This window comes from Burkholderia sp. S171 (genome assembly GCF_009766085.1).
GTDB lineage: Bacteria > Pseudomonadota > Gammaproteobacteria > Burkholderiales > Burkholderiaceae > Caballeronia.
In genome coordinates this window covers 173,867-190,778 of the sequence record NZ_LMUF01000038.1, presented here as the reverse complement: position 1 = coordinate 190,778, position 16,912 = coordinate 173,867, and the positions used below count along the sequence as shown (strand labels likewise).

Genomic DNA, 16,912 nt, shown 5'->3' with positions numbered 1-16,912 from the left:
GAGGGGGTGAGGGGTTGAGGGCTTAAGGGCTTAAGGGCTTAAGGCGCCGATCATCCCTCGCGGCCGCGTATCCGCCGCTCTGAGCCGGGCGCGAAGAAAAAACAATTGCAGTTCTAAACGAACGAGGCGGGCGATGACAATTCCTGACGCGCAAGCGCCGAAGAACGACGGAGCGGGTATTGCGTTCGAAACGGTGATGCAGGACGAAATCAAGCACATCGATCTCACGAGAAATGCGCTCGATATGGGCGCGCTTCCCGCTGCGAACTCAGCGGGCGGGACTCGGCTCACGGGGCTTGCGCTGTCGGGCGGCGGCATCCGCAGCGCGACGTTTTGTCTGGGCGTGATTCAGTCGCTGTCCGAGAACAAGCTGCTGCGCCACTTCGATTATCTTTCGACCGTGTCCGGCGGCGGCTATATCGGCGGGTGGCTTTCGGCGCAGATTTATCGCCGTTGCCCGTCCGGAACACCGGCTGAACTGGAGGAAATACTCAGTCCGACCCAGAACGGCTGCCAGAAGGACGTAGAGGATCCGTCGATCGTCTTCCTGCGCGAGTACAGCAACTACCTGACGCCCAGGCTCGGCCTGCTCAGCACCGATACGCTCGCCGCCATCGCTGCCTATCTGCGCAATCTCACGCTGATCCAGGGCATGCTCATCCTGCTGATGAGCTTCCTGCTGCTGGTGCCGAGGGCCGTTTTCTTTCTGGCGAGCTTGACGCAGCATCTGGCCGCGCGCGAGGCCGCGCAGGCGGCCGGCCAGACGGTAACCGGCATGCTCGCGTTGGTGGGCGTGCTGCTGTGGCTAAGCATCTGGGCCATCCGTCGCAACATGAACTCCGGGGACAGCGAGCTCACCGGCAGTACGGGCTTTGTGCTATGGCTGATCCTTGCGCCCGGCGTCGTCGCCTCCTTCATCCTGGCAGTGGCGATGGCGATCCTCGCGACGCTTAAGACGCCCGCCGGGGCTGATACCGCCGTGCACTGGATACTCGTCTTCCTGTTCATCTTCGGCGTCGGCTCGATACTGATTCCCGCCGAGCGCAAGAGCGTCGCCTTCGATTTGCCGGCGCACGAACCGAAGCCGGAGCCGAAGCCGGAGCCGGAGCCGAAGCCGGAGCCCTCCGTTGCGGCGAATGGCAACGGCGCTGCGCGCCAGCGTAATCGCATCTGGATCGTGTTGTTCGGACTGCTTGCCGGAGGGGCGGGAGGATTCGCGCTGTGGCTCGTGCGGGGTCTTGTCAGCGCCGCCTATGCGACGTTCGGCGGCGACGCTTCAGCGGTGGACGCGACCCTGTGGGTCGCGATTTCGGTTGCGCCGTTTCTTATTCTGAGCGTGCTCTCGCTCATCATCGTCGTGCATCTCGGGCTCGTGGGCCGCATGTTCGAGTACGAAGTGCAGGAATGGTGGGCTCGCTACGGCGGCTGGCTGATCGCCATCATCGTTTTCGTAGGTGGAATATTCGTGGTGTCGGTGTATGGGCCGGCGCTCGTGGTCTTCGGCGAGAACTGGGCGCGAGCCGGCGGTGCGGCATGGCTGCTGGCGTCGCTGTGGGGCGTCCTGAAGGGCGCGTCGGCCAAGACGAGCGGCGAGGGGCCGTCCTGGACCGAACGCGTGCTGGTCGTGGTGCCCTATGTCTTCATGGTGGGGCTAATGATCCTGCTTTCGTACGCGATCCACGAGATCTGGCAGTCCGCGCTGCACGCGCGCGAGGCGGTGCACGCATGCGTCGAGCCGGCGAAGGGCCAATCGCAGGCGTACCTTTGCGTGCTCGACGCGATGATGAACGAAATGACGGAGCAGACGAGACATCCTGTTGCCGGACCCTACGTGCCTGCTGTCCTGATCGCTATGGCCGGCGTGGCGGGTGCGTGGACGTTGCTGGCGTTGCGCGTGGACGTCAATCTGTTTTCGCTGCATAACTTCTATCGCAACCGTCTGATTCGCTGTTATCTCGGTGCGTCCCGCAGTGCGTTGAAAACGCGCAAGCCGGACCCGTTCACCGGCTTCGACCCCGCCGACGATATTCCGCTCGATCAGCTGGCCGCGCGCAGGACTTCGCCTGAAGCGACCGGCACATTCGTCCAGCGGCCGTATCACATTCTGAACACGACCGTGAACCTGACCGAAGGCGAGAACCTTGCCTGGCAGCAACGCAAGGGCGGCTCCTTCTTCTTCTCGCCGCGCTATTGCGGGTTCGGGTTGCCACAGGCTTATGTCTCCGGGCAGGAGCAAGCGGGCACCTTCTTACCGACCGCGGACTACATGCGCGGGAAGTCCCGAGGCGGCCACGAACGCAGCACGACAAGGCAAGTTGGGACGCTTTTCGATGTCGGGCCGATGCTCGGCGGCGCCGTGGCGATCTCGGGCGCGGCGGCGAGTCCCAACTGGGGTTTTCATACCGACCCGGGCGTGGCGTTCCTGCTGACGATGTTCAACGTGCGTCTGGGCAGATGGTGTCCGAACCCGGTCCGCTATGCGTTGGAAAAACCAGTCTCGCCGAACCCGGTGTTCAGCGGAACCCTCTACATCAACGAGTTGTTCGGTCACGCGAATGGCGATTCCAACTACCTCTACCTGTCCGATGGCGGGCATTTCGATAATCTCGGACTCTACGAGCTCGTGCGCAGGCGGACCCAGGTGATTGTCGTATGCGATTGCGGCGAGGACGCGCCGCTGCGCTTCGATGATCTCGCCGATACGATTCGCAAGTGCTCGGCCGATTTCGGCGTCGACATTGTCATCGATGTGGACCCGCTGCGGCTTAAGGACCTGCCCGACAAGCGGCCGCCGCCGCAAAGCGGCGCGTATGTGGTGGATGGTGTCATCAACTATCCCGCGATCACCACGGGCACGAAGGCGCCTGCGTTCAAGGGCACGCTGCTTTTGATCAAGCCCACGCTGACAAAGGATGTCATTTCCAGCGCATCCGATCTCATGAATTACGCGCTGACCAACACGACCTTTCCGCAGCAGACCACGCTCGATCAATGGTTCGACGAAGCGCAATTCGAGAGCTATCGCAAGCTGGGCTACCTGATCGGCCGTCAACTGCAGACAGATACATTCAAGAAGCTGTTCCCGGATGGCAAATCGCTTGAGGAACTTCTGCGATATTGCACAGGCGTCAAGTGATGTGTGCCGCGATGTGTGCCGCAACATCGCCTGCCGGGCGGCGATGACGATTCACGCGGTGTTCACTCAGCAAAGCCGCGTGTGTCTGCGTGTGTCTGCTATCTAGAGGTCTTCCGGCGTGGTTCAAAACGCGTGTTTTTGGCGTTACACCGACGAGCTGAACTGTCCTGCGTTTTCAGGCAGGATTAATATGTAATGCGAATTAGTTCTAGGCCTGCAACCTCAGGCGATCAACTTTGCCGGGGCTGAAGCGGCCCGAGTCCGAGCAGCGTCAGCCAGTGAGGATGCTCTTCTCCCGTCATCGCTTCACGCGGACTTTTGCCGATCCGCTCGCTGCACCGGCTGCGCATGAAGCGGCGGTGATTGAAGAAGAACTGCTGCAGGCCCAGCCAGGCGCGGCTACCGTTCAGATGGCGCCGCAGCGTCAGGCAGTTGCGCAGCCGGGAATTGAGGTTTTCGACCAGCGAGCTGCTGCGTGGCGTGCTCTGCATGGCTTGCGAGACCGCGCTCCAGACCCCGTAGAACTTGCGCCCCATGGCGGCATGCAGCCGGTTCCAGCCTTGCCAGAAGGTGCCAGAAGTGTCGGGCTTGCGATGCAGCAGACACGTTGCGCGGACCAGAAAGTCCGGCACTGCCGCTGCGCGCGCGATGGCGGCCAGCTTGTCATCGAGCACCCTGGCGAAGGCGAGCAGGACGTCGCGCTGGTTCTGCAGGGCGACGCGCATCGTGCCGATGCGTGATGGATCTTCAGGCTCACGTTGATGAAGTTCATCGACGATGAAGTCGAACAGCTCCTGACGGGCGGCCCGCTCAGGACCCGCCAGCGACAGAATGTCACGTTCGAGCCACTGGGCGAGGGTGCGCAGGTCGTCCGCCCGCTGAGACGAGCGCGCTTCAAGCTGGCGAAGCGCGACCAGCTCAGCCACGAGCAGGTGATCTTGGCAGCGCCGGCGCGGGTTGGCGAGCCGGGCTTCGAGGGCTTCGCGTAGCGAGCGTACGCCGCTGGCGATGCGTGCCCAGATATTGACGAGGGTTTCGAACTGCTGATGGATGTGGAACACGTCGCCATGACACGGAATACCGGGCCAGGCGAGTTTCTGGCCGGCGCGCAGACCCGTGCCGGCGTCGGCAATCGTGTAATCGGGATTCAGTCCACGCGCCTGAAGGTCGAGCAGATGGACGGCCCAGGTGTCACCGTCCCGATGGTCTTCGGCGGCCAGCAGATAGCAATAGGTCGAGGCGGCGTCGATGCCGGCGAGCACGGGCTGCGAGCCCTGAAAAAGCTCATCGTGCAGTCCCACCCGGATCGCCGACAGGTCAACGCTGTCGTTGATGACGACGGCGCGCTGCGCCGCCCGCTGGTGGATATTGTGCACGGTGCCCAGACTGATGGACACGCCCAGCACATCGCGCATGAATTCCACGACACCGCGCATCGAGGCATGAGCGATCATCGTCAGCCCAAGCGTGGCCTGCTCCAGCCATCGTTTGGTGACCGACAACGAGAAAAGCACCTTGTTCTGGTCGTCAGTCTGCTCAGTCGAAAAGAGGTCATCCAGCGCGGCACGGGTTCTGCACCCGCCAAAGCCCGAACGGCCATCATCTTGCGTTCGTTGGTAGCCACTTTTGTGGGGGCAGCGCAAACGGATTGATTCATGGCGATGTGGCGTTGAAAATGGGGCCATATTATCCCGCATTATTCTTCGTCCCTCGCATGTGTAACGCAGCGTTGAACCTCGCCCGATGGTCTATGAGCGCGGCTACCGCGGCGGTCAGCACCACTTCAGACACCTGGTTTCGCTTCATCGTCCGCGCCCGGTGGCCGAGGCGTACCTTCGGCTTCGCACCTTGCCTGGGGAGCAAGCTCAATGCGACTGGGGGAGCTTCGGCCACCTGCAGATCGGCCGTGCGCGCCGACCCCTGATGGCCTTCGTGATGGTGCTGTCGTGGTCGCGACAGATCTACTGCACTTCTTCCTCGATGCGCGCATGGACAGCTTCCTGGCCGGTCACGCCGGGGCCTTCGCGGCATGGTCCGGTGTCTCAAGGGTCGTGCTGTACGACAACCTTAAAAGCGCAGTGCTCGAACGTCGGGGCGACGCGATCCGCTTCAACCCGACGCTGCTCGCGTTCGCCGCGCATCATCGCTACGAGCCCCGTCCCGTGGCCGTATACCGAGGAAATGAGAAGGGTCGCGTCGAAAGGGCTATACGGTTTGTACGCGAGAATTTCTTTGCCGCGCGCAAATTCGTCGACCTTGACGACCTCAATGCTCAGGCCGCCCTCTGGTGCGCTGGACCTGCGGCTGATCGACCGTGCCGGGAAGAGCCCACGATCACCGTGCGTGAGGCCTTCGCCCGCGAACAGCCCAGCCTGCTCGCCTTGCCGGCGAATCCGTATCCGTGCGAGCTGCAACTGGCCGTGAAGGTCAACAAGACCCCTTACGTACGTTTCGACCTGAACGATTACACAATCCCGCATACGCACGTGCGGCGCACGCTCACAGTACGGGCCAATCCGCACCAGGTACGCATTCTCGACGGTGCCGATCTGCTCGCCACCCATGTGCGAAGTTACGATCGTGGCGCACAGATCGAAATTGCCACACATATCGACGCCCTCGTTGCACGCAAACGCGAGGCCCGTCACCATCGAGGCCTCGACCATCTGGCCCAGGCGGCACCGGCCAGCCAGACGCTGATGCTGCGCGCCGCTGAACGAGGCGGCAACCTGGGCAACATCACAGCCAATCTACTGCGCCTGCTTGACCGCTATGGTGCCTCCGAACTGCAGGCGGCCATTGAGGAGACTCTCGCCAGTGGTGCGGCGCCTCACCCGAATCCGGTACGTCTAGCGCTGGAGCGCCGGCGCGAGGCGCGCAAGCTGCCTCCGCCAGTGGCCATCCCGATGCCGGAACACGTGCGCAAGAAGGACACGCTGGTGACACCCCATCGGCTCGACATTTACGACCAGATCACGGGAGGCACTGATGAGCTCGCCTGATGATCTGCAAAACCGCGCACACGCCTTGCGCCTGTATGGACTCATAGCACACTGGCCCGATGTGGTGGCCGAGCCGTGGGTCGCGCCATTGCTGCAGTGGGAAGAGGACGAGCGCGGACGCCGTTCTCTGGAGCGACGTATCCGCGATGCCCATCTGGGCAGCTTCAAACCGCTGTGCGACTTCGACTGGGCATGGCCCAAGCGGTGCGATCGCGCCGTTGTCGAAGAGTTGATGGCGCTTGAGTTCGTCAAGGACACCGCGAACGTCGTGCTGATAGGCCCAAACGGCGTCGGCAAATCGACACTGGCACTCAATCTCGCCTATCAGGCAATCGTGCATGGCCACACGGCCTTGTTCACGACGGCCGGCCAGATGCTCGGTGAACTGGCCGCGCTCGATAGCGATTCGGCCTTGCGCCGCCGACTGAACCGCTATGCCGCGCCCGACGTCCTCGTGATCGACGAGGTCGGTTACCTCTCATACTCGAACCGCCACGCGGATCTGCTGTTCGAACTCGTCAGCAGGAGATACGGGGTTGCATCAACGGTGGTCACGACCAATCGACCGTTTGGCGAATGGCATGAGGTGTTTCCGAACGCGGCTTGCGTCGTCTCCCTTGTTGATCGACTGGTGCATCGTGCGGAAGTCGTCGTGATCGAGGGAGAGTCCTATCGCGTGAAGGAGGCGCGTGAACGCGCTGAGCAACGCACGAAGAAACGTAGTGCGGCAAAGGCCGAGAAGAAGACCTCATGACGCGCCTTCATCTACCTTCTGGAATCACTTGTGGACTCGACTTCCTGATCCCCGACGACTGGTCCGCCGATCAAGCGCTCGCCGTCGTCGAACTCATCGACGATCTACGCGAGCGAATCTGCATGCACTATCAGGTCCAATTGCACGAACAGTTGCACGAACAACGCGGCCCTCCCGTGAACGCTCACCTGAACGACGTCAACGATCCATTCTGATGACCATCACTCGATAGTAGGCGCCGGTAACGACTCCCACTCGTTGGCGCTCCTACTCAACCTTGCGCCGCCGTCTAGTGCCAGATATACACCGCCGCTAACACCACCCATTGATGAGCGGGACGCGCCGTTTGAACTGCCTCATGGCTGTCTCCGGCTTGCATGTCGCGTAACTTTTAAGTCTCGCGATCTGGGACGCAAGCCGGAAACCGCGTTTTTTAGGGGGATGCTATTAGATGGACCGTCAGAATATTCGAAGAGCTATAGCAGCAGACGCCGAAGCGCTAACCGCCTTGATGCGATCATCATCGGCTTACTCGGGCATGTTTGCGGCGATGTTGAGTGCCTATGTCGTTTCACCGGAGCAGATCGCCCGAGATGAAATTTTCGTTGCGCAAGGTCGTGGACAACTACTTGGCTTCTACAGTTTGATCGTTGGCGAGGCCGTGGAATTGGACTTGATGTTTGTCGCGGACGCGGCGCAAGGCAAGGGCGTTGGAAACGCGCTTTTCCGTCACATGCGGGATCGCGCCAGAGCGTTGGGGGCGAGGCATGTGAAGATCGTGTCCCACCCTCCATCCTTGGGCTTCTACGAGCGAATGGGCGCACAGCGGGTTGGAGTTCAACAAGCTGCGGGAAGAATCACATGGACTCGACCCGTCCTGCAGTTGGAACTATGAGGGACGTCGATGGCATGTCGCGTAACTTGTAAAACCCGCGACATTTTTCGGGTGCCCGTTGCATAAGGCTTTTGCGTGTCGCTTATCTTTGTCGCGAGTGTTAGAATTTCTGCGACATATATTGCGACAGGTGCAACATGGTCAAGAAGATCGAAATCGGGCCTCTGATCGGCTATGCCCGAGTGTCCACCCAAGGCCAGGATCTCGCCCAGCAACGAAGCACATTACGCGAAGCCGGCTGCACACGGATCTTCGAAGAAAAGGTCAGTGGCGCAAAACGCGACAGGCCCGAGCTTAGCCGTCTGCTTGAGCATCTCCGCGCCGGCGACGTGGTGACGGTCACCCGTCTTGATCGGTTGGCCCGGTCTACGCGTGACCTTCTGGACATCGCGGAACGTATCAAGGACGCCGGTGCGGGTCTGCGATCGCTGGCTGAACCGTGGGCCGACACGACCACTCCGGCCGGGCGCATGGTCCTCACCGTATTCGCCGGTATGGCGGATTTCGAGCGCTCCCTGATCGTGGAGCGTACCAGCGCTGGACGGGTTGCCGCCAAAGCGCGCGGCGTGCGCTTTGGGCCGACTCCATCACTTGACGCTGGACGCATCGTCCACGCGCGCCAGCTTATCGAGCAAGACGGAAAGCCTGTAGCTGAGGTTGCCCGCCTGCTTGGTGTCCATCGCGCCACGCTTTATCGGGCTCTAGAACGATGACGAGAAGGCATTGAACGGACGAGCGACCAGTCACGTCGGACACTGCTAGCGTACGATTTTTTCCGAATTCTGAGACGACCCCAAATCAGAACAAACCGCCGCTGTTTCCAGCATCGCGGGTCAAATGCCCGCCTGCCTATGCATTACACGCACATTGAAGCGACGGCCCGTTGCGTCTTCTAAGCGTTAATCGGGATCTCGGCGAGTACCCATCTCGGGCAGTGGTGCGGCCCTGCAACGTCGATAAAATAAATGGTCACGGACAACAACAAAGGTCGCTGATAATACGAACGCCTTTACAGAGTGCTACAAACTATGCACTATCCACATCGCATTGCTACCAGTGATGAGACCCGGAGATAATGTGGCTAAGAAGGAAGCGAATCCTCGCCCAACTATAAGCAGAGCCCTCGAAGTGGCCCTGTGTACCCAAGTTAGCGAAGCGTGCCCGAATTGTGGTAAGCCGCTCTTCAAAAAGAAGGGGAAGACCACATTCCGGGAGTATGAGATTGCACATATTTATCCGCTCAATCCGACCGACGATGAGCTTGAGCTTTTACAAAGTCAGAAGAAGTTGTCAGAAGACGCGAACCATGAGGACAACCTGATTCCGCTATGTTTCACATGCCATAACATTTTCGACAATCCAAAAACAATAGAGGGCTATTGCGATCTGGTAAGAAAGAAGGAAAACTTGATCAAACAATCAGAGCAGATTGAGATATTTGGCCAGTATCAACTAGAGTCAGAGATAATAGACGTTATCAATTCACTGATCGACAGCAATGTTCAATTTGACGAATCGACTGAATTTGAGGCAAAAGATATTGATGCAAAACTCAATAGCTCAATTCGACCGATTACTAAGCGAAAAATAAAAAACGATGTGTCTTCCTTTTATTTGTTTGTTCGAGACCGTTTTGCTGATCTGGAAAGAAACGACCCGACGAAAGCAGTATTGATCGCCTTGCAAGTGAAGACGTTTTATGTCAAGCAAACCACTGTGACCAGTAGTCAACAAGAAATTTTCGAAAATACCGTTGATTGGATTCGACTAAAGCACGAACTTGCGTCAAAGGAAGCAGCAGAGGTAATCGCGGCTTTTTACGTGCAAAATTGCGAGCTATTCGAATGATCACACCAAGTAAATTTATACCTCTCAAGGACTCGATAATCGGAAAACTGCCCCTTCTTCGGCGCGGCCCCGGTGAGATTAGCGTCCATGAACTTTATATGTCGGTTGCTGAGAAATTTGAGGGGATCGACGAATTTCTCTTTGCCGTCGATGTGCTCTATTTGCTAGACAAAATTGACATAAACTTCGAACGAGGCGTGGTTAATTATGTTGAATGAAGTTCGCTCCACGGTTTTACGACAAGGTGTCATTAAGTTTCGCGAGGGATTGAACGTTGTATTAGGCGACGATAATGCCGCGAATTCTATCGGCAAGTCCACGGCCCTTATGATCGTCGACTTCGTTTTTGGAGGCGATTCATTCTTGTATTTGAACCGGGATGCTATCAGAGAGTTAGGCGAGCACTCGTATCAATTTCGTTTTGATTTTGACGGAGAGGCATACTTCTTCAGCAGAGAAACAATAACGCCAAATTTCGTACTTCGCTGTGATTCAGATTATCGAGCCGTCGAAGAAATCGACCTTCGGACATACACTGAATGGCTAAAATCATGTTATTTTCCAGCGAAGCAGGGCCTGAGTTTCCGAGCATTCGTAGGAACCTATTCTCGCATCTGGCCAAAAGACAACGTTTCGAACGTCCGGCATCCGCTGCATGCCATCCCTAATCAGGGGGCACGCGAGTGTATTTCGATTCTAATAAAGATATTTGATCGCTTCGCAGAGATTGAGAGCGCGCAGGCTGAGTTATATCGGAAGGAAAGCGAACGGAAGGCGCTCACTCAAGCTGTTAAATTCTCGATTGTCGAAAAAATTGGCGCGCGACAATACTCAAAAAATCAGGTCGGGTTGGAAAGAATTCTCCAAGAAGTAGATGCCATTAAGTTCGATCTCGCAAAATATGCACTGAATATCCGCGAGGTCGTGGATAAGGACTTACTCGACCTGAAACGCGCAAAGGATGCTCTTCTCTCCCAACTGCTACGGATCAAGGAGAAGTTGCAGAGGACCGAGCGAAACTTGAATGATTGTCGATACATTCGAAGTGAGCAGTTTGAAGCGCTCCGGGATTTTTTTTCCCCTCGGTTAATGCCGAGCGGATAGCGTCAATTGAGACCTTTCATAGTTCACTAGCTGCGATTTTAAAGAAAGAACTTGTCGAATCCGCCGCCGATTTAAAAGCACAGCAGGCGGGATTGAACGCGGCTCTTGCGGAGATAGACGAGCAAATCAGCGCGCGACTGAAAAACTACGATAATCCGACGGCACTGATAGACCGTGTGACGATGTTGTCTGAACAGTGGACCAAGCTTAGACGTCAAAATGAATATTTTGAAAAGAAAATCGCAATAGACGGGGACTACGGCCTTCTTAGTGAGGAACTATCAAAACTTAAAACGCAAATTGTGTATGAAATTCAAGGCTCCATCAACGCGAAAATCCACGAAATTGTCGAGCGCGTCTACGGGGAGAATGCCAAGTCGCCATCTCTTGAACTAGGCGAAAGTAGCTATTCATACCAAATAGTCGATGACACAGGCACGGGCAAAGCATTTGCAAATTTGGTGATTTTTGACTTGGCGATCTTTGAGTTGACAGACCTGCCCATCCTGATACACGACTCGCCATTGTTTAAAAATGTGGAAAATCGCGCCGTGGCCCGCTTTATTAAAGAGTACGAGCGATTCTCAAGCCAGACATTTATCGCTCTCGACGAGGTTTATAAGTATGGCGAGGAGACCGCAGCCACCCTGCAGAGACTAAGCGTCGTCCGTTTAAACAATACCGGACTGCTATACGTAAAAGACTGGCGAAAACAATAAGGTCACGCCTCCGTGTACTGTGCGGAGGTGCTCGCGCGATGCTTGTGTAGGCACTGGGTGTTTAAAGCTCGGACGAAACAGCAACGGCGTCCGTCGCGGGCGATCGGTCGATTCATCCCGGCACAAAACGCGCTTACGAGGCGAACTGCGAACTCGTCGACGTTCACCACCTTCTGCCGTCGCTCGACCCTGAAATCGAGGCGTCAAGGACCGGCGCAACATTCGCCCCCTCGCGGAGATCAAAGAGTGCATCGCATACGGGTGCCGGCGAACCCGGCGATGGCGCTCGTTAGAAGTTCGCGCTGGGTGGGACTCAACTGAGCTTTGGTGCAAGCGAAAGTAGTGTCGACCGCTACCCGCCGGGATATGAGGTGTTCTGCGCATCGCCGTCGATAGCTTCGCTTGGTCTCTTCTGCCGCTGATCTCGTGCACGCGGCTGCCCGTGACAGTCGCACGTTGAGCGAATCCCCGGAGACTAGATGTTGTTCCCGCAGCGACGACAGATCGCAGTTTATGGCTGTCACATGTTGCCAGTTCATCGAACCCGTAGCGTCCGGGCGCGTTCGTTCGGAGTCTTACTGCGGAGTATCATGCCGTGTGCCATAACTGGATCCACACCGCATGTACGGTCAGGAGCGCTCAGGTTCGAGGGTGGGACCTTCGGTCTGCCGGATAAACCGCGTTGCCCATTTCGATCAGGATCGAGCGAGCACAATCGAATCGAGCAAGTTTTCAATCGATCTTCATGTCAGAACAACGCTATTAAAAAACCATGAAAAGAGAAATTCCCACTGCCAACGAAATGCCGTCCGTTTTAGACCGGGAGATCGCAGACGCTCAACTCGATGCGTTTGGTCATCGTCATTTTGCGCTCGCGTTACGTAGTCTGATCGAGTCGGGGAATCACTCGACGCCGTTCAGCATTGGCCTTCTCGGTGGCTGGGGTACGGGTAAGAGCAGCATCAAAGAGATGTACATGGCAGAGCTTCGAAACGATGCCACCAAGCATCAGGGCGCGAGGCGATTGGAGAAGATTCAGTGCATAACCTTTAATGCATGGCGCTTTGGGGGCCGCGACCAGGACATCAAGCGGGCACTACTACGCCACGTATTCCTTGAGCTCGGTGGGCACGAGGAAAACCTGCAGGACCGACTCTTCCGTCAAATCAGCCACGTCACGGAACAGCCCAAGCCAACGCTCAAATACTTCTGGGAAACGCTTCGCTCCTGGATGCTGCCGATTCCCGCTGTGCTGGCGGTTATGGCCGCATTCATCGTCATTCTCGCTGCCAGCAACTGGTTCCTTGGCGCCGGTCATGACGCGACCAGAGTGACGTTGATGTTGTGTGTTTCGGTTCTCTTTGGATACGTGCTGAAGCACGTGAAACCACCAGAAGTGAAGGCCGCGTCTGCCATGACGCGGGTGATGCTTCCCAGCACCGGTTCGGAGCAGTACGAGGACATGTTGCTTGGGCAGCTGGCCCGCTACAAGGAGGGAGAAGACAAGTCCCCAGATGGTCGGGATGGGAAGAAATGTGAACGGCTGGTTGTGTTCGTCGATGATCTGGACAGGTTGTCGGCGGAAGAGATGGTGCTCGGTCTGGATGGCGTGCGCACGTTCATGGAGATTCCGAAAGGTCGCCTGCCGCATGGACTTGGTCTGGTATTCGTCATTTCGTGCGACGAGGGGAAGATTGCGGACGCGCTGGCCAAAGGCCGACGTTCCGCCGATTTGCCCGCGTCAGTGTTCAACCGGTTTGATGCTCGGCGGTATCTCGACCGGATTTTCCAATTCCGCTTGGAGATTCCACCGTCACCCCGTAACGACATGCGAGACTTTGCTACCCGGAAACTGGAAAGCATGCGCGGCGTTGCAGCCGATCTCGCAGCGCGCGGTGTGCCGCTGGCGCCCGTTGTTGACAGAATGATTCATGCGGGCGTCCAGGATCCACGAAATGCGCTGCAAATTGTCAACGCGTTTGAGCAGTCATGGTGGCTCGCAAAAAAGCGTGAAGCCGACGGGGTTGGTAGCGATCGCGCAGGCGGTTTGCATGAAGGGGCTGTCACCGACCATCCCATATCACTCGGCGCACTTTCAGCCCTGAAGGTGAGCTTCCCGGATTTTTATCGCGAACTGCAGGACGACCCTGAGCTTCTCTTTCACCTCACAGAAGTCGTCGTGAGAGGGCAGAGTTTGTCTGAGCGTCCGGAATCAATCCGGCGAATCCTCGCCGACAAGTACCTGATGCCCGAACCTTCTCCGGTTGGGGAGGGGACTGCCGCTCAACAGAAACCGCAGTTGCGATCAGAATACAGGCCACTTCGTCAGTTTCTCGCTGGGCTCGTAGGCGTTCGATGGGCTCAGCCACTGGAAAGCTTGCTACTGCTCTCAGAAGATCCTATTACCCGGCGGCTGGGGCCGAAGATTGCCCCGTTGCGAAACGCATTCGTATCCGGCGACACCGATGGCGTTCTCGAGGGACTGGGTAGGCATTATGATGTTTCGCCGTTGAGTGTGGAGCAGGCAAAAAATCTGTATAACCTTTTTGAAGATATGAGAGGCGAAACGGAAGCGCGCCGCACGAATGGTGCACGCGTGATGGCGGACGTAATCGAGCGAATCCCGGATCCTCCTCTCACACAGGTGCTAAACGAGCTTTGCAGGACGCTTGACGACAGTCCGAGCCTACGTTCGCAACTGGGACCTGTTCGGATAAAGGGTTTGCTCATCAAAGCGTCAGGTTCCGACAAACGTGCCGTGACTTCCCGCCTCATCGGCGACGCGATGGTAAGTGACGAGGATCTGGGCTTCAAGCTTGACTCCGGTCAGACACCAAGTCTGGACGAGGCGATTGGGATGGTGAGAACCATTGTCGCGCTCGCTATCCGTGTGCGTGCGGAACATGGCCTGGAAGCAAGGGAAGATGGACTGTTCCTAAATTGGTTGCTGGCTCGAAATGTTCGCGTCCACAGCGCATCCAGACAGCTCGGTTTTGAGGAGCTGGAGGCGTGGCTCTCAACTGATATAGGTAGCATCGCTAGTTCTTTGGGGACGCGCTACGTGGACGCGCTTGCAAGTGAACTTGAAAAGGACGAGCCGGCAACATTCGACATGGACGCCGCGATGCAACGTGCTAACGACGTGTTCTCTGCGCAGATGCCGGTTGGAGAAGAGACACGGCGAGCGACGTGGCCAATCGTCTACCGGTTTATGGGGCTCAGTCAGCCGAGCGCAGTCAGAACCGCCTGGCAAGTCGCCGTGTCAAACGAAGGGCTCGCGACGGATGTTGAAATCTCGTCGTTTGTCAGCGCATTTGCCACCCGTCTGCTGCACGACCTCACGGGCGACAGTTCCGAGGTCGATGTTCATGAGGCATTCCCTGAGCTGATGAAGTTGGTTACGGCGCGGATAGAGTCGCTCGACGACAGCGCGCTGCAGGGTCTGGTCGTGCTTGCAACAGCATGGAGTCGCAAGGATGCTCTTGCCCGGCAAGCGTGCGACGTCGTTTCTCAACTGCGTCGGGTGAACGCTCCCGTAGCCACGACAGTGTTGAGTAACTGGGCTCCGCGGGTTATTTCGGACCTTCCACTGCCCTGTATCGAGATGCTGACGGATCTTCTGCCTGCAGAAGATGACAGCCTCAAGGTCGCGGCCACGAACGCAGCGACCACTATTCTGAACGCAGAACCGATTAACGATGCCATGGCAAACCGCTACTCAGCGTTCGTCCGCGGGCTTCCCGTCTCCAGCTGGGACAAGGCGCCATTTAGGGGGCATTTGGACAGCGCTTTGAACAATCTCGCGAACCGGAGCGCAAACGGCAACTATCTTGAAGCGATCTTTCCACCCATAGCAAAAGTGCTCGCCCATGCAACGCCCTCAACGCTTGGAGCCTCGCTGCAGCAGCTCTTCCAGCAGGCCAGAAACTATCCCGGTCACTACGCGCTGTTGCATCGACACATGGTCGGTCAGTGGCCTGCGCCTGGCCCGACGCTTGTGCCGTACGACCCGTCTGTACTCTTTGGTGAGGCCTGTGCGACTTCAATCAGCCAAGCCGCAACAGTGAGAGACGATGTGCTCGGCTCCGCTTCCGACATGTTCGACCGCGGTGTGGTCGGGCAGGACAAGCGTGCGAGTCTCATCGAGACCGCATGCGCTCTCTGGAAGGTCGAGCCTCGTCTAGCGCTACCGTTCTTTCGGCGATATCCCGGCCTGTCAGTCGAGCAGATTGATGCGCTCGTAAGCACGTTGAAAATCAGCGAGCCGGAACAGATAGCGACACTCAACGAGGCATGGCAGATCGTCTCAAGACACATCGAGGATGATGCGCGTCGAGCAGTTACCGTGGCTCTGCTTCGTCGCGGTGCCGTTCAGACCGGTGGGGACGCAGACCTAGCCTTGAATGTGTGGCTTTCTGCTCAGGATGACAGCGGACGTGCGTTGCTGAAAGACCTGCTCGTCGACGCCAACATTGCTGATGAGCTAAGGGCAAGACTCTGGAGACAAGCCATTTCACGCTCCGAAATATTTAGCAGAGGATTTTTTGTTGACCTAATTCCCCGTTCTTTGGACGTGCCGAGCAGCGAGGCCACCTCGGCCGCGATTTTCGACAGCGAACAGACCATCGAAAAGTTAATAAACGAGGGCAAGGCACGTTCGGACCTGGCCCTCGGCCTGATGGGCCGGTTCCATGAGTTCGGGACGGAAACGATCAAGGGCCGGGCATGTGCCATGGCGAACCGGCTTGTCGGCAACGTTGCGCTGAAGGGGCTGAGCATCGAAAATCTGACGGCAAGCGATGTTGCGATTCTCTCCGGTGCATTTGGAGCGTCCAAGGAATTGGGCCGGATCGAAGACCAGATCCATAAAAACAGTTAGAAGCGTGCTGGCTCGGGCGAACTGTTCACTCATCGGTTCGCCGCGGTCCCTGCGAAAGCTAACAGGACTTGTGAGGCCTACATAGGTGCGGACCACGGCGAAGCCTGGCACCTATCGACGTACCTTCTGTATCCCCGGGCAAGGAGCTCTGCGCAAACCTGAGTCACAAAGAACTTAAAAATCCGATGGCTATGAACTTCGGGAAATGCTGGAAGGATGGGCAATTTATTACCCGCGACAAGGGCCTTAACAAGGTGCTCTGCCAAATGCGGGGCGATTTGTTGAACGTGCGCCCTTTGCTTTGCATGTGGGCACCGATGCACCTCGATTGGCACGAAAAGGCGGAGCCGCTCTTCGTTATGCCCGCGGGGAAGAATCCCGGTAATTTCAAAGTCAGTATGACTTTCGTGGCAATAAGGGCTGGCCCCCGCGTGAGGTGCTAAAACGCGCGGGTTAGCATAGAGCCAGAGCCGTAAAGTGTGGGCGTACCCAGCACTCGAAGGTTTTATTTCCAACACGGAGGCCAGCATGCAAAACGTTAGCACGTTGTTCGTCGGACTGGATGTCCACAAGGA

At 57.5% G+C, this 16,912-nt stretch carries 11 protein-coding genes and 1 pseudogene; 11 read left to right on the top strand and 1 reads right to left on the bottom strand.

Features of this window, described 5'->3' with window-relative positions:
* The first annotated feature begins 133 nt into the window (after window positions 1-133).
* On the top strand, window positions 134-3,136 hold the full coding sequence (locus GSQ93_RS38200; protein ID WP_158937433.1) for a patatin-like phospholipase family protein: 3,003 nt from the start codon (window positions 134-136) through the stop codon (window positions 3,134-3,136).
* Between the two features lie 230 nt (window positions 3,137-3,366).
* On the opposite strand, the gene GSQ93_RS20330 is transcribed toward GSQ93_RS38200, so the two are convergent.
* Window positions 3,367-4,821: a hypothetical protein gene (locus GSQ93_RS20330; protein WP_158937432.1), complete on the bottom strand. Its 1,455-nt coding sequence runs from the start codon at window positions 4,819-4,821 to the stop codon at window positions 3,367-3,369.
* Window positions 4,822-4,879: 58 nt separating this feature from the next.
* Here GSQ93_RS20330 and istA point away from each other — a divergent pair.
* The 10 genes and pseudogenes from istA to GSQ93_RS20280 form a co-directional block, all read left to right on the top strand.
* Window positions 4,880-6,138, top strand: a pseudogene (gene istA, locus GSQ93_RS20325) (IS21 family transposase); the annotation flags it as partial.
* A complete protein-coding gene (gene istB, locus GSQ93_RS20320) occupies window positions 6,125-6,892 on the top strand; it encodes an IS21-like element helper ATPase IstB (RefSeq protein WP_158937431.1) in 768 nt (255 codons plus the stop codon). The pseudogene istA and the gene istB, both read left to right, overlap by 14 nt.
* Entirely contained in the window at window positions 6,889-7,107 is a 219-nt protein-coding gene (locus GSQ93_RS20315; RefSeq protein ID WP_158937430.1) for a hypothetical protein, read from the top strand. Before istB ends, GSQ93_RS20315 begins: the two co-directional genes overlap by 4 nt.
* 236 nt (window positions 7,108-7,343) lie before the next feature.
* Window positions 7,344-7,787 carry a GNAT family N-acetyltransferase gene (locus GSQ93_RS20310; protein WP_158937429.1) on the top strand — a complete coding sequence of 148 codons (444 nt, stop codon included), beginning with the start codon at window positions 7,344-7,346 and terminating at the stop codon, window positions 7,785-7,787.
* A 137-nt stretch (window positions 7,788-7,924) separates the two neighbouring features.
* Window positions 7,925-8,500: a recombinase family protein gene (locus GSQ93_RS20305; RefSeq protein WP_158937428.1), complete on the top strand. Its 576-nt coding sequence runs from the start codon at window positions 7,925-7,927 to the stop codon at window positions 8,498-8,500.
* Between the two features lie 364 nt (window positions 8,501-8,864).
* Window positions 8,865-9,635, top strand: coding sequence for an ABC-three component system protein (locus GSQ93_RS20300; protein ID WP_158937427.1), 771 nt, complete (start codon window positions 8,865-8,867; stop codon window positions 9,633-9,635).
* Window positions 9,632-9,853 carry an ABC-three component system middle component 7 gene (locus tag GSQ93_RS20295; protein WP_158937426.1) on the top strand — a complete coding sequence of 74 codons (222 nt, stop codon included), beginning with the start codon at window positions 9,632-9,634 and terminating at the stop codon, window positions 9,851-9,853. The genes GSQ93_RS20300 and GSQ93_RS20295 overlap by 4 nt, the downstream gene beginning before the upstream one ends.
* Complete coding sequence (locus GSQ93_RS20290) at window positions 9,843-10,739, top strand: hypothetical protein (protein WP_158937425.1); 897 nt, start codon at window positions 9,843-9,845, stop codon at window positions 10,737-10,739. The genes GSQ93_RS20295 and GSQ93_RS20290 overlap by 11 nt, the downstream gene beginning before the upstream one ends.
* Before the next feature lie 92 nt (window positions 10,740-10,831).
* Window positions 10,832-11,458, top strand: coding sequence for a DUF2326 domain-containing protein (locus GSQ93_RS20285; RefSeq protein WP_158937424.1), 627 nt, complete (start codon window positions 10,832-10,834; stop codon window positions 11,456-11,458).
* A 772-nt stretch (window positions 11,459-12,230) separates the two neighbouring features.
* Complete coding sequence (locus GSQ93_RS20280) at window positions 12,231-16,337, top strand: P-loop NTPase fold protein (protein ID WP_174254654.1); 4,107 nt, start codon at window positions 12,231-12,233, stop codon at window positions 16,335-16,337.
* Window positions 16,338-16,912 lie beyond the last annotated feature (575 nt).